This window comes from Acuticoccus sp., from assembly GCF_965213555.1.
Classification (GTDB): domain Bacteria; phylum Pseudomonadota; class Alphaproteobacteria; order Rhizobiales; family Amorphaceae; genus Acuticoccus.
The window spans coordinates 2739848-2754190 of the sequence record NZ_OZ243890.1; the positions used below are offsets into that span (position 1 = coordinate 2739848).

Sequence of the window (14343 nt, forward strand, 5' to 3'; positions counted from 1 at the left end):
CGGCTCCTGTCGATCTCCCTTGGGAGATCGCAGGATCCGATCCGCCTTGAAGGATCGCGCTTAGGGGTCTTGAGCCCGGATGACGACGATGGCCGACGTTCCTGTCCCGCGCCCTGGCGGGCACGCGTTGGGAGGACGCGGCCGATCGGCCGCCGGCGCTGTTTGCCCTGAGCGAGGCGCACGCAGCGAAGACGACCGTGCAGCTCGGTCGCCACCCGAATTTCCGACGCTGCGAAGTTGAAGGCGTCGACAGGACGCCCACGGGACCGACCGTCGCCGGTCGGCCTGTGTGGTCCTTACGTCCAGCGTGCGCCGAGACGCACGCTGGGATGTTAGGTCGGCCGCCGACCCGGCTCCCTACGCGAGGTCGCCAGGAGCGAGGATCGCGTCGAAGATCATGAAGTCCGCGATCGTGCCATCGAACCCGTTGGTCGCCTTGAGGCTGCCGGAGCTGCTGCCCCAGCCAAGTCCGCCGACCTGCAACGCCTGCACGTTCTGCGTCCAGTCCACCTCAAAGTCGTCCTGGAACACGAGTTTGCCGTCGAGGAAGAGTTCGACCTCGCCATCGCCGAAGGTGGTCACCACGTTGTAGGTCCGGTTCGCTTGGATGGCGGTGGAGAAGGTGCTGTCGCTGTCCTCGTCCTGGTAGCGGGCGTAGAGCTTGCCGCTGCTGAGCCACATGGAGACGTGGTTGCCGCCACCCGAGTAGTCGCTCGCATCCTTGGAGAACAGCCCGTACGTTCCTCCGGTCGAGTCCGCCTCGAAGTCGAACGCGACGGTGGCACGGCTGACCTCAAACCTGTCGGAGTGTGCCACCGTCTTGATGTCCGACGTAGAGCCGGAGAACTCCTTCGACCCGGACAACCCGTAGATCGGCGTCGGCCGGTCCGTCCCTTCATAGACCGGCGTCGGCCGGTCCGTCCCTTCCTGCGGTCCGCCGCTCGTACCACCCTCCAACAGGGCTGCGATCTGCCGCGGCGACAAGGTTCCCTCGAGGACGAGAACATCGGAGATCGTCCCGTCGAACACATCCGAGTAGTTCGTCGCGCCGGATGCGCTGGCCCAGCCGTTCGCGCCGACCTGCATCGCCTGAACGTTCTTCTCCCAGTTCATCACGAACGAGCCGGTGGCGCGCTCGGAGCCGTTCAACCATACCGTGTAACCGTCCGGCCCGAAGTTGGTGACGAGGTCGTAGTCGACGCCGGAGCGGATGCCGGAGATCTTCACCGTCTCCTCGTCGTTCGCGTTCTGGAAGCGGACGTAGAGGCTGCCGTCCATCACGTAAGACGTGTAGTGATGGCCGCCACCCACGTACATCGAGGCGTCCTTCGAGAGGAGGCCGGCGCGCGGACCCACGCTGTCGGCGTTGAACGACAGCGCGATGGTGCCCTCCTCGATGCGCAGGCTGTCCCGGTTCGGCACGACGATGACGTCCGAACTCTTCGAGACCTCCACCTCGCCGAGCCTTTCGAAACGTGCGTCCGCGACGCTGCGCGGCGGCTCGGACGTGTCCGGCGTCGCGGGCTGGCTCGGCTCGCTCGGCCGGTTCGGCTCGTTCGGCGTGGGCTGGCTCGGTTGGCTCGGGCGACCGCCGCCCCCGCCGTTGAGAAGGTCCTCCACCTCTTGCGGTGTCGCCTTTTCATCGAGGATGACGACATCGGAGATGGTGCCCTTGAACGGGTCGGAGATCTTGTCACCGCCCGACACGCTGCCCCAGCCGTTGGCGCCGATCTGCATCATCTGGACGTTGTTCGTCCAGTCCATGACGAACGTCGACGACGCTTGACGCGCGCCGTTAAGGTAGACCGAGTAGCCGTCAGACCCGAAGTTGACGACCACCTCGTAATCCCTCCCCGCGACGATCCCGGGGACTTCCACCATCTCGGAGCGCCCCCGGTCCTGGAAGCGTACGTGGAGGCGTCCATTCTCCACGTAGGAGGTGAAGTGATGCCCTCCGCCGTCGTAGTCCGTCGCGTCCTTCGACAGGAGGCCACCCCGCGAGCGAACGTCGTCGGCGTTGAAGGCAAACCGGATCGTCCCCTCTGAGATCTTGAAGGCTTCCCGGTCGCTGATCAGGATGACGTCGCTCGCGGAGCCACCAAGTCGAACGTCCCCGAGCCGCTCGTAGACCGCGTCGTCGAGCGTAGTTGGCGTCGCGGGCGCCGGGGTCGGTTGGTCGCGATCGTCGTCGTCGTCGTCCCGATCGTCGTCGTCGTCGTCGTCGTCCCGATCGTCGTCGTCGTCGTCGTCGTCCCGATCGTCGTCGTCCCGATCGTCGTCGTCGTCGCGATCGTCGTCGTCGTCGTCGTCGTCGCGATCGTCGTCGTCGTCCCGGTCGTCGTCGTCGTCACGCTCGGCGTCGATGAGGTCCGCGATCTGCGCCGGCGTACCCTGACCCTCCGCGATGACAAGGTCGGAGATGGTGCCGTCGAACGGTCCGACGAAGTCGGTCCCCCCCGAGGAGCTCGCCCAGCCGTTGGCGCCGATCTGCAGCGCCTGGACGTTGTTCTCCCAGTTCATCGCGAACCGGGACGAGGCGCGCTCCTCGCCGTTGAGCCAGACGGTGTAACCGCCGGGTCCGAAGTTCACGACGAGATCGTAGTCGGCACCCTCGCGGATGCTGGGAATCCGCACGGTCTCCGTGCTTCCGCTGTTCTGGAAGCGGACGACGAGCGTGCCGTCCTCGATGTAGGCGGTGAAGTGATGACCGCCGCCGTCGTAACCGGACGCATCCTTCGAGACGAGTCCGTGCATCCCGCGCACGGCGTCGGCGTTGAAGGTGAGCGCGATGGTGCCTGCCTTAACGCTGAAGTCGCTGCTGTGCCTGATGACGATCACGTCGGCGGTGCCGCCGAACTCCTTCGCGCCCAGCCGCTCCAGGAGGACGTCGCCGAGCGGGACCTCCTCGATGGGCTCGGCGGGCTGCGAAGGCGCGTCGGGTTGATCGGGCGTCGTTGGGATGCTCGGCCTGGCCGGTGGCGAGACCGGCGCCGCCGGTCCGTCCGACAAGAGCTCGCCGATCCGCTGGTACGCGCCCTTGGTCGCGCCCACCGAGCCGGCGATGGGACGCAGGTCCTCCAGCGTGATGCCGTAGCCCCGCGCTGCGTTCACGTACGCGTCGTTGTAGTGGTTGGAGCTGCTCGGCTGGTCCCACTGCAGCACGTGATTGCTGCCCGACGGACCCGAGTTGCTGAACTTGTGGGACGTGATGTTGTTCTGGACCGTCGCCCCAGGCGGAGAGATGATGATCGTCGCCGAGTGGCCCTGGTTCGGCACGGTGAGCAGGGTGTTGTTCCGGATCGTCACGTTCGATCCTTCGTAGATCGTCACCCCGTGCAGGATCTGGTTGTAGATGACGTTGTTTTCTACGAGAACATTGTTATAGCGCCCGTCCGCCAAGAAGATCCCTTGGGTGGGAGTCGGTCGTTCGAGCAGCGAGACGTTGCCTCGAATGACGATGTTGCTGGACGATCCCTGGAACTGGATGAAGTCGACGTGGGCACCGGGTGCCGGATAGACGAACCGCGGACCGGTGTTGTCCTCGATCAACACCCCATCGTTGCCGGCGAACTTCATCCCGTCGTTGCCGATGGCCTCAAGCTTGTTGCCGACGACCGAGATCTTGTCCGCGCCGAGGGCGACGATGCCGTTCTTGATGTCGTGAATGTAGTTGTTCTGGAACAGGACGTTCGAGGCGGCGCCGGCGAACATACCGTACCAGCCCTGGTACTCGCCATCGACCTTGCCGTTGATCTCGGAGTTGATGATTTGGATGTAGCTCGAACCTTGGTCGACGCTGACGATGCGTGAGCCTGCTGAGCCGTTGCCCGAGTTGTTGACGTGGACGCCGTCGATCCTGACGTGCTTGGAACCGAAGACCTCGATGGTCTCGAACCGAGCAGGGTTGTCGCGATCCTGAGATCGTATGGTGACGTAGTCCGAAAAACTTTCTCCTTGGATCCTCACGGACCCGTAATTCCCGGGTCGGAGGAGGATAAGGTCGTTGCTCGACGCCGAATTCAGCGCAGCGAGGAGCTCGCCGGCGGACGACACGGTGGTCGTGCTCATACAGACATCCTGTGACGTGCGTGGTTGAGAGCGCGATGATCCGCGCATGGGGCACCGCCGCTCGCCGCGACGGCAGAAGGCTTTCGCTCAGGACACCGACCGCGGAACGCTCCAGGCGCCGCTCATCGACGCTGGACCGGCGAGGCCTACCGGGCCGAGCTCAGGGCGAAGGACGCTGCGACCGCGACCTCCCGTTCCAGCCTTCACCGGCAGCCCGAAGACTGCCTGACGTTCCTGCCGTCAGGCTTGCACTATCTCTCACACGTCGCTTGATCATGTTTTCCCCGCGGTTCGCTCATCTTCGACATTAAAGAAAGCGATCTTTAAGCGTCGCTTTTCTCTGACGGTTTACGCGTTTCAGTAGCACTGACTAACGTAGACACATAGTTTGTTGATGTATTTCTGGAAAATTTCTGATTATCAACCTTGCATGCACATTGTTGCCCTGATTATCATAATGTTTCCACTTATCATCTTGGCTATAGCTGCTACGATGACTTGGCGGTGTGTAACCTCGATCTTACGAAAGCGCTACCCCCTAAGAAGACGTATTTGGGCAACGCTGTACGATTCAACACATGATTGCCGGTTTGCCATCGGGACGGGCGATAATGCTGCTCTGCCTCCGTGGGTCAGGCACTGCAGGCGCCGCTCGCGCAACGTCGGATAGCCCGGCGCACCGATCAGGCGACCGGAACACGTCGGTGCGTGTGCTGGCTGTACGTCCGGCGCTCGTCGCGCTGGCGCGAGGCGAAGGCGCTCATGTCGGCCGCGCACTCTTCCGTCGACGGCACGCCGATCGAGGCGGCGGCCTCCATGAAGAGCTTCGTGCGGAAGGGACGACGACACGCCGCCTCCGGGCGACGGCGGAGGGCGCAACGCCGGGGCGGACTTGCGCGGATAGACCCGCTCCGACGAGACCCATGCGTCCGTCACCGACCCCGATGCCGGCCCGTCGCAAGGGCGACGGCCGAGGGCCAGCTCGCCTTCGTAGGGCATGTCCTCGCGGAGAACCGCCACGGCCTGGGTGTGCGCGCGCCGGCGACCCGGCGACCCGGCGACAGGCCAGGCGGAGCGCGAGCCATCGCTCGCGCTCCTCGACCGTCATCTGATCTAAGGCAAGGCAAGGCAAGGCAAGGCAAGGCAAGGCACGGCACGGCACACCACGGCACGGCACGACCGGACCGGGCCGTCGTGCAACCGCTCCGCTCGCATCATCCGAACTGCTGCGCTGCTCGCGATCCGCAGCGCGCCCACGAACCGCACGTCTCAGCGGCCTGCTGGCGCGGGAGGACGCCGGAGCCATGCCCTCCGACCTAGCCCGCCGAGGACCTCAGACTGCCCCGCGCCGTCTCGTGGCCGCGCGTCCTGTGCGGCAAGGTCCGCCGGGCGCGGGCGTTGCCGTCAGCCGCGGTTGCTTCGATCCGCGCCGCGGAACTCGTTCGATGGAGCGTGCGGGTTCGCCCAGTTCGCGCCGTCCGTGACGAGATCGGCGAGGGCGCCCGCGATGGCGTCGAGCAGGGACTCGCCCTTTGCAGCGGTTGCCCGCGCAGGGTTGCCGATCACACCGTTCCGGGTCGCGCCACTGAACGGGCGCCAGCGGAACGAGGCCTTGCCCGCAAGAAGCAGCGGAGGGTCGGCGGGCGTGGCAAGGCGATCCAGCGCGCTGGCATCGACAAGGTCGGGCTCGAGGGCGAGCATCATGGAGGTCTCGGCTTCGCAGGCGTGGTGGACGCCCGCCTGGTCGTCGAGGAGCGGCGTGATCGCCTCCGCCGCCTCGCGCAGGTAAGTGGTCGCGATGATGGTGGCGCGAAGCTCGATCGACAGTGTTTCCGCCGCATGTTGCATCGCGATGTGATTGCCGCCGTGGCTGTTCGACAGCAGGATGTCGTGAAAGCCGAGCCGCACGAGCGCACCGACAACGTCGCGCAGGACGCGCTGAAAGGTCTCCGGCGAGAGCGTGATCGTTCCACCGAAGCTCATGTGATGTTCCGATAGTCCGCACCAGACGACGGGTGTGACCACCACCACCCGTTTGGGGGATGCCCGCCGAGCCGCACGCACCGCGATCTCGCGGCCGATGCGCGTGTCGGTCATGGTCGGCAGATGCGGCCCGTGCTGCTCGATGGACGCCACGGGCACGATGACGACGGCGTTCTTCGCCGCAAGATCGCGCAGCTCGTGCGCCTTCATGCGCTCCCAAAGCACCTCGGACATTGTTGGTTCCTTCTCACCGCGGGCGCCGCGGACGGACTGGCGAGATCCGCGTCAAACCTTTTCCGACGGCGTCGACCAACTCAAGCGGCTCGTCCGACGTCGCCGATCAGGGGACGTCATACCCGAATGGCGCCACCGCCGTTTCGTCGGTCTCAATCCAAACGCTCTTCGCCTGAGTGTACTCGCGCAGAACATCGATGCCTGACGAGCGGCCGAAGCCCGATCCGCGCATGCCGCCGAACGGGGACATGACCGAAAGCGAGCGGTAGCCATTGACCCACACCGTGCCGGCCCGGATCGCTCGCGCCATGCGGTGGGCGCGGAACACGTCCCTCGTCCACACCGCGCCGGCGAGATCGAACGCGCCCTCGTTCGCCAGCGCGACGGCCTCGTCCTCGGTGTCGAACGGCGTCACGCAAAGGACCGGACCGAAGATCTCCTTCCGCGCGATCATCATCTCCGGCGTCACGTCGGCGAACACGGTGGGGCGCACGAAGAACCCTCGCGCAAGGTCGCGATCGTCCGTTCGCCCCCCCGTCACCAGCCGCGCGCCGTCCGCTGTGCCGGCCTCGATCGTCTGAAGCACGCTTTCGAACTGACGGCGATTGTTGATGGGTCCCACCTCGGTGGCGGGATCGTCCGGGCGCCCCACCTTCAGCCGCGCGGTCCCCGCGCTCACCCATTCCACCATCCGCTCGTAGACGGAGCGCTCAACCAGAAGCCGAGCGCCGGCGGTGCAGCTTTGGCCGGCGGCGGCGAAGATCGCCCCCTGCGCGGCCCTCGCGGCGCGCCTCAGGTCGGCGTCGGCGAAGACGATGTTGGCCGACTTGCCACCGAGCTCGAGCAGCGCTGGCCGTCCCGCCATCGCCGCCGCCGCTGCCACCCTTCGCCCCGTACCCACCGAGCCGATGAAGACCACCTTGCCGACCCGCTCGTCCGACACGAGCCGCTGGCCGGACGTGGGGCCGAGACCGGCGACGACGTTGACGGCTCCGTCCGGGACGCCGGCTTCGTGCAGCAGCCGCACCAACGCGATGGAGGACTGCGGCGTCAGCTCCGACGGCTTCAGGATGGCAGCGCAGCCGGCGCCGAGTGCCGGGGCGAGCTGCCATCCTGCGGTGAATATCGGAGCATTCCACGGTGTGAGCTGGACCACGGTGTCGAGCGGCTCGCGCGTCACGATGTTGAGGTGCGACGTCGCGACGGGCACCACATCGCCGAACAGCTTGTCGGCAAAGCCCGCGTAGAACGCGAACATCTCCGCGACCTTGGCGACCTCGGCGCGCGCATCACGGATCGGCTTGCCGGCCGTGCGGCTTTCGAGTGCCGCAAGGTCCTCCCCCGCCGCCGCGATGCGCCGCGCGGCCTGCGTCAGCACCGCGCCCCGTCGCGAGGCCGACAGCGCCCGCCACGCACGGCCGCCCTCTTCGGCCGCGCAGAGCGCTGCCTCGGCCGCTGCTTCGCCGCCGTCGGCGTAGCGCGTTGCGACCATCCCGGTGGTGGCATCCTCGATCACAACGGGCTCGCCGCAGCCGGGAAGCATCGCGCCTCCCACGAGGCTGGCGACATCGCCCTCATTCATGCCCGGAACCTTCGACGATCCTGTTGAAGTCCTCGCCCGAGCCGAGCCTTGCTGCCGCTGCGCTCCATTGGGCAGCAAGGTCCTCGCAGAGGCGCCCTGCACCGGGAAGTCGTGCAGCGAGGGCGACGTCCTTCGCCATCAGGCCCATCGAGAAGCCGCTGTCGAAGGCGTCGGAGAGCACCCAACGCGGCAGGTTCACCTCGGTCACGGCGCTGCGGCCGGAGCCTGCGTTCACCGCAGTGAGCATGGCCTCGGCCGAGACCCCGCCCGCCGAGGCAAGCCGCAACGCCTCGGCCGCCAGAAGGAGATGGCCTGCGCACAGGACGTTGTTGGCAAGCTTCACGACCGCGCCGGCACCGGGCCCGCCGCACCGCACCACCTTTCGCGCGAGCGCGGCTAGGATTGGCATGGCGATGTCGACGTCGCGGTCCGCGCCGCCGACGTGGCGATGTCGACGTCGCGGTCCGCGCCGCCGATCATCATGAGGAGCGTGCCCGACGCCGCTCCTGCCGGACCACCTGAAACGGGCGCGTCCACGTAGCCCACACCCTGAGAGGCTGCATCGGCCTGCATCCGGCGCGCGGTCTCCGCGCCGATCGTCGATGTGTCGACGATGACCGCGCCGCGTTCGAGCCGATCCATCAGCTCGTCCACCACGGCCACCACGGCGGCGTCGTCGGGGAGCGACAGGACCACGGTATGCGTGGACGCGAGGTCTCCGAGCGACGCGACGCTCGGCGCAAACGCCTCTCGTTGCTCCGCGCTGATGTCGTAGCCGGTGACGGCGAAGCCCGCGTCAGCGAGCGTGCGTGCCATCGCAAGGCCCATCGCGCCGAGACCGACGACCGCCACCCCTTCCACGAGACCTCCTGCGATGCCGCCGCTAATTCGTAAAGCAACCCGTCGCCCGCTGCCACTCGATGGCGGCTGGCACGCCCCCTGTTGTCGGGGTCGCGAAAACGGCCTTAGCTCAGAGCCTCGACGCTGGTGGTGGCCGCATGAGCGCACATCTTTCGATCACCCCTACCTCGCACGGCCGTGGTCCCACTGCCACGAACGAGGCGTTCGGTTCGCGCACGCCGCGCCCGGGTGCTGTGGGTTCGCATGGGCTGGCACTGACCTTGCGGCTCGAACGAAGCGCTTCGCATCAGGCGACTTGAAGAAGGCGACACGGCGATGACGGACACCGACCTCTGCTTCACTTCTGCCGTCGAGCTCCGCTCGCTCATCGCGACCAAGCAGCTTTCGCCCGTGGAGCTCATGGACGCCGTGCTCGCTCGGGCCGAGGCGCTCCAGCCCACGCTCAACGTGATCTGCACCTCCACGTTCGATGCCGCCCGCGACGCGGCCAAGGCGAGCGCCGAGCGAGTCGCCCGCGGCGAACCCCTCGGACCCCTCGAGGGGCTGCCGGTGACCATCAAAGACCTCACCATGACCAAGGGCGTGCGGACCATGGCCGGCTCCTGGGTCTATGCCGAGCGGGTCCCGCAGGAGGACGCGCCCCTGGTGGAGCGCCTGCGCGACGCCGGTGCGATCTCCATCGGCAAGACCACGGTGCCGGAGGCCGGCTGGATCGGCTGCGGCGACAGTCCCCTGACGGGCAGCACCCACAACCCCTGGAGGCACGGCTTCAACGCCGGCGGCTCGAGCAGCGGCGCCGCGGCGTGCGCCGCGGCGGGCATCGGGCCGCTGCACCAGGGTTCGGACGGCGCCGGCTCGATCCGCATGCCGGCCGCCTTCTGCGGCATCTACGGACTGAAGCCGTCGTTCGGCAGGGTGCCGATCGCGCCGATGTCCAACAACGAGTTCAACTCGCACGCCGGACCCATGACGAGGACCGTCGCCGACGCTGCGCTCATGCTGGGGGCGATGGCCGGCCCCGACGACCGTGACTTCACATCCTTGGAAGGCGCGCCGGCGGACTACCTCGCCGAGCTCGACAAGCCCATCGCCGGCCTCAGGGTCGCGTTCAGTCCCGACCTTGGCTACCTGCCGGTCGATGCCGAAGTGGCTGAACCCGTGCTCCACGCGGTGGAGGCCTTCCGCGAGCTCGGTTGCGAGGTGGAGCAGGTGGGCGCGCTTTGGGACGACCCCATCGACACCGAGCGCTGCTACTGGTCGACGAGCATGGCCGGCAACATGGGTCCCTACGTGGACACGTTCGGGGAGCGGATGGACCCTGGCCTGCTCGCCTGCATCGAGGATGGCCGTCGCTACTCGGCGGTTGATCTCGTGCAGCACCGACAGAAGCGCCTGGACTTCGCCCGCACGGTCCAGGACGTCTTCAGGCGTTACGACCTGTTGTTGACGCCTAGCTTGTCGGTGGCTGCCTTCCCCGTCGGCCGCATCATCCCAGAGCATTGGCCGCAGCACGACTGGGACTGGCTGCGCTGGGCGGGCTTCTCCTACCCCTTCAACCAAGGCTGGGTGCCGGCGGCGAGTTGCCCCTGTGGCTTCACCGCGGACGGGCGGCCGGTGGGCCTGCAGATCGTCGCCGGCCGCTTTCAGGACCTCCGAGTGCTGCAAGCGAGCCGCGCCTTCGAGGAGGCCCGCCCGTGGGCCGCCCACCGCCCGCCGGTCTGACATGGGCACGCGCCGATCCGCGTCGGCACGGACCTTGCAGCCGTCACTCCTGGGAACACCGTCTCGACACAGAACCGCTTCGCCGACATACTCGTCGAGACCGTCACTTCGCGAGGCAAGACGATGGGTCAGCGCGGTTCCTTTATGTTTGCGGTCGCACGGATGCCGCGGTCGCGGCGATGTTGAGCGGGAGTTGCTGAGACCGTGGCTCCTCTCATTTTGCGCCGTGTCGCCTCGACCATACTGGTCATGACGTTCGTCGCGCTCTTCGTCTTCGGTCTACTTTACCTTGCTCCGGGCGATCCTGCGGCGATCATCGCAGGCGACCTTGCGACCCAGGCCGACGTCGAGCGGATCAGAGCCTCGCTCGGCCTGGACAAGCCCTTCCACACCCAGTTCCTGAGCTGGGCCGGCGGCATGCTCCAGGGAGACCTCGGCACCTCGATCTTCTCGGAGCGGCCGGTCGCCGAGCTGATAGCCCAGCGCATCGAGCCGACGCTCGCCCTGGCGACGACGACCATCGTGTTCAGCGTCATCATTGCGGTGCCCATGGGCATCGTCGCGGCCTGGCGCGCTGGCTCCTGGGTTGACCGCCTGGTGATGGGCTTCGCCGTCCTCGGCTTCTCCGTGCCGGTGTTCGTCTTCGCCTACGTGCTCATCATCGTCTTCGCCGCGCAGCTCCAGCTCGTGCCGGTGATGGGCTACGTGTCGATCTTCGAGAGCCCGGCGGGCTTCTTCCGCTCGATCGCGCTTCCCACGCTGGCGCTAGGGGTCACCTACGTCGCGCTGATCGCGCGCATCACGCGCGCCTCCATGCTGGAGGCGATCAACCAGGACTACATCCGCACCGCCCACGCCAAAGGTCTCGGCATCGTGCCGATCCTGTTCCGCCATGCCCTCAGGAACGCCTCGGTGCCCATCGTCACCACCGTGGGCATCGGGATCGCGCTCCTCATCGGTGGCGTCGTCGTCACCGAGAGCGTGTTCGCCATCCCGGGCCTGGGCCGTCTCACGGTGGATGCGATCCTGCGGCGGGACTATCCGATCATCCAGGCCGTCATCCTCATCTTCTCGGCGGTCTACGTTCTCATCAACCTGGTGATCGACGCGACGTACATCCTGCTCGACCCGAGGATCCGCTACTGATGGCCCTCGCCGAGAGGGCTCGCACGTCGCGCCTGGCAAGCGGCTGGAGCTGGTTCCGCGCCCATCCCACCGTGCTCCTGGGCCTCACGATCTTGAGCGTGATGGTCCTCACCGCGCTCTTCGCGCCATGGATCGCGACCCACAATCCGGGACTGCTGGACCCGCTGAACCGGCTCAAGCCGCCGGGCGCGGAGAACTGGTTCGGCACCGATCATCTGGGCCGCGACGTGTTCTCGCGCACCGTCCACGGTGGGCGTGTCTCGCTGTTCGTGGGCCTGGTGGTGGCCGTGATCGCCTGCTCGGCAGGCATGGTCATCGGCCTGCTTTCGGGCTTCATCCGGGTGCTCGATGCCATCATCATGCGCATCATGGACGGCCTGATGGCGATCCCCGCGATCCTCCTTGCCATCGCGTTGGTGGCGATCGCCCGCTCCAGCGTGTGGACCGTCATCGTGGCCGTGGCGATCCCGGAGATCCCACGCGTGGTGCGCTTGGTGCGCAGCGTCGTGCTCACCCTGCGCGAGCAGCTCTTCGTGGACGCGGCCGTGTCGCTCGGCGCCAAGCTGCCGCGTATCCTGTTCGTGCACATCATGCCCAACACGCTGGCCCCGCTCATCGTGCAGGCCAGCTACGTGGCGGCCTCGGCCATCATCATCGAGGCGATCCTGTCCTTCCTCGGGGCCGGCACGCCGCCTGCCATCCCCTCCTGGGGCAACATGATGGCCGAGGGACGGACCTACGTGACCATCGCATGGTGGCTCCTGCTCTTCCCGGGCCTCTTCCTGTCGTTGGTGGTGCTGTCGGTGAACCTCCTGGGGGATGGTCTGCGCGAGACGCTCGACCCCCGCCTTCGCCGCTCGGCGCGCAACGGATGACCGCGCTCGCCGCCGAACGCCTCATCGCCGTGGAGAACCTCAGCGTCGCGTTCCCCGGCGCCGGCGGTAGCACGCAGGCGGTGGACGGCGTCTCCTGGCACGTCGACAAGGGCGAGACCCTGGCGCTGGTGGGCGAGAGCGGCTCGGGCAAGTCGGTCTCGGCGCTCGCCCTGCTGCGCCTCACCGAGCTGGGCGGAGGGGAGATCACAAGCGGCCAACTCCGCTTTCGCCGTCGAGGCGGCAACGTCGTGGACCTCGTGACCGAACCCATCGGCACGCTGCGCGCCATCCGCGGCAACGAGATCTCCATGGTCTTCCAGGAGCCCATGACCTCGCTGAACCCGGTGCTCGCCGTTGGCTTCCAGATCGTGGAGGTGATCCGCCTCCATCAGCGCAAGTCGAAGGCGGAGGCGCAGCGGCTCGCGCTCGACATGCTGGAGCTGGTACGCATGCCCGAAGCGCGCAAGCGGATGGGCGAGTACCCGCACCAGCTCTCCGGCGGCATGCGCCAGCGGGCGATGATCGCCATGGCGCTCGCCTGCCGCCCGGCGCTCCTCATCGCCGACGAACCGACCACCGCCCTCGACGTCACCATCCAGGCGCAGATCCTCGACCTCATCCGCTCGCTGCAGGACGAGATCGGCATGGCGGTGCTGTTCATCACCCACGACATGGGCGTCGTGGCGGAGATGGCCGAACGCGTGGTCGTGATGCGCCATGGCCGCATCGTGGAGGTCGGCAGCGCGGAGGACGTCTTCCACGCGCCGGAGCACCCCTACACGAGGCGCCTGCTCAACGCCGTGCCCCGGCTCGGCGCCATGTGCGGCCGCCCACGCCCGGTCCGCTTCATCGACGTCGAGGAAGGCGAGGCCGCAACACGCGATCCCGCGCAGGCCGAGGAGCGTGACACGGTGCACGCCGACGCGCCGCCGATGCTCACCGTGGACGGCCTCGTCACGCGCTTCGCCATCAGCGGTGGCCTCTTCGGGCGACCCAAGGCTGCGATCCACGCCGTGGAGAGCGTCTCCTTCAGCCTCCAACCCGGCGAGACGCTGGCGCTGGTGGGCGAGAGCGGCTGCGGCAAGTCGACCACGGCGCGCACGATCTTGAGGCTGCAGGAGCCCACCCGCGGGCGCATCGTCTTCAACGGGCGTGACATCACCAAGGTCGGTCGCAGCGGCATGGAGGCTGTCCGCCGGCAGATGCAGATGATCTTCCAGGACCCGTTCGCCTCGCTCAACCCGCGCTTGTCCGTCATGGACCTCATCGGCGAGCCCATGCGCATTCACGGCCTCGCACACGGGTCGGTGCTGGAGGCGCGGGTGGTGGACCTTCTGCAGCGGGTCGGCCTGGAGGCCGAGCACGGCAGGCGCTACCCGCACGAGTTCTCCGGCGGCCAGCGGCAGCGCATCTGCATCGCCCGGGCGCTGGCGCTCAACCCCAACCTCATCATCGCCGACGAGCCGGTCTCCGCGCTTGACGTCTCGATCCAGGCGCAGATCGTCAACCTGATGATGGACCTGCAGGAGGAGTTCGACATCTCCTACCTGTTCGTCTCCCACGACCTCGCCGTGGTGGAGCGCATCAGCCATCGCGTGGCGGTCATGTATCTGGGCGAGATCGTGGAGATCGGCCCGCGCGCGGCGGTGTTCGAAGACCCGCGCCACCCCTACACGCGCAAGCTGATGGCCGCCGTGCCCGTCGCCGACCCGCGCCGGCGCCGCAAGGAGCGGCGCCTTGCCACGGACGAGATCCCATCGCCGCTGCGCCCTTGGGGCTTCGAGCCGGAGCTGGTGCCGCTGGAGGAGATCGCGCCCGGCCACCTGGTCAAGCCCCATTGAGGCGATGTTTCGAGCTTCCCCGCGGCCGTCT

Annotated in this window: 10 protein-coding genes; 4 read left to right on the forward strand and 6 right to left on the reverse strand. The window is 67.4% G+C overall.

Features of this window, described 5'->3' with window-relative positions; all coding sequences use genetic code 11:
- Positions 1 to 357: 357 nt before the first annotated feature.
- The 6 genes from ACOOE8_RS12950 to ACOOE8_RS12975 all read right to left on the reverse strand — a co-directional run bounded on the left by ACOOE8_RS12950 (position 358) and on the right by ACOOE8_RS12975 (position 8728).
- Positions 358 to 4068, reverse strand: coding sequence for a LamG-like jellyroll fold domain-containing protein (locus ACOOE8_RS12950; protein WP_420391865.1), 3711 nt, complete (start codon positions 4066 to 4068; stop codon positions 358 to 360).
- Between the two features lie 683 nt (positions 4069 to 4751).
- Positions 4752 to 4886, reverse strand: a complete 135-nt coding sequence (locus tag ACOOE8_RS12955; RefSeq protein ID WP_420391866.1) for a hypothetical protein — start codon at positions 4884 to 4886, stop codon at positions 4752 to 4754.
- 586 nt (positions 4887 to 5472) lie between these two features.
- On the reverse strand, positions 5473 to 6285 hold the full coding sequence (locus ACOOE8_RS12960) for a creatininase family protein (RefSeq protein WP_420391867.1): 813 nt from the start codon (positions 6283 to 6285) through the stop codon (positions 5473 to 5475).
- A gap of 106 nt (positions 6286 to 6391) precedes the next feature.
- Positions 6392 to 7867 carry an aldehyde dehydrogenase family protein gene (locus tag ACOOE8_RS12965; protein WP_420391868.1) on the reverse strand — a complete coding sequence of 492 codons (1476 nt, stop codon included), beginning with the start codon at positions 7865 to 7867 and terminating at the stop codon, positions 6392 to 6394.
- Complete coding sequence (locus ACOOE8_RS12970; protein ID WP_420391869.1) at positions 7860 to 8276, reverse strand: NAD-binding protein; 417 nt, start codon at positions 8274 to 8276, stop codon at positions 7860 to 7862. Before ACOOE8_RS12970 ends, ACOOE8_RS12965 begins: the two co-directional genes overlap by 8 nt.
- Positions 8264 to 8728 (reverse strand): NAD(P)-binding domain-containing protein, encoded by a 465-nt coding sequence (locus ACOOE8_RS12975; RefSeq protein ID WP_420391870.1) that lies wholly within the window; start codon positions 8726 to 8728, stop codon positions 8264 to 8266. The genes ACOOE8_RS12970 and ACOOE8_RS12975 overlap by 13 nt, the downstream gene beginning before the upstream one ends.
- 315 nt (positions 8729 to 9043) lie before the next feature.
- Here ACOOE8_RS12975 and ACOOE8_RS12980 point away from each other — a divergent pair, with 315 nt between their 5' ends.
- The 4 genes from ACOOE8_RS12980 (at position 9044) to ACOOE8_RS12995 (ending at position 14312) form a co-directional block, all read left to right on the forward strand.
- The gene (locus tag ACOOE8_RS12980; RefSeq protein ID WP_420391871.1) at positions 9044 to 10450 is read left to right on the forward strand and encodes an amidase; all 1407 of its coding nucleotides are present in this window, start codon (positions 9044 to 9046) and stop codon (positions 10448 to 10450) included.
- 204 nt (positions 10451 to 10654) lie between these two features.
- Entirely contained in the window at positions 10655 to 11596 is a 942-nt protein-coding gene (locus ACOOE8_RS12985; RefSeq protein WP_420391872.1) for an ABC transporter permease, read from the forward strand.
- Complete coding sequence (locus tag ACOOE8_RS12990; RefSeq protein ID WP_420391873.1) at positions 11596 to 12471, forward strand: ABC transporter permease; 876 nt, start codon at positions 11596 to 11598, stop codon at positions 12469 to 12471. The genes ACOOE8_RS12985 and ACOOE8_RS12990 overlap by 1 nt, the downstream gene beginning before the upstream one ends.
- Positions 12468 to 14312, forward strand: a complete 1845-nt coding sequence (locus ACOOE8_RS12995) for a dipeptide ABC transporter ATP-binding protein (RefSeq protein ID WP_420391874.1) — start codon at positions 12468 to 12470, stop codon at positions 14310 to 14312. The genes ACOOE8_RS12990 and ACOOE8_RS12995 overlap by 4 nt, the downstream gene beginning before the upstream one ends.
- The last annotated feature ends 31 nt before the right edge of the window (positions 14313 to 14343 follow it).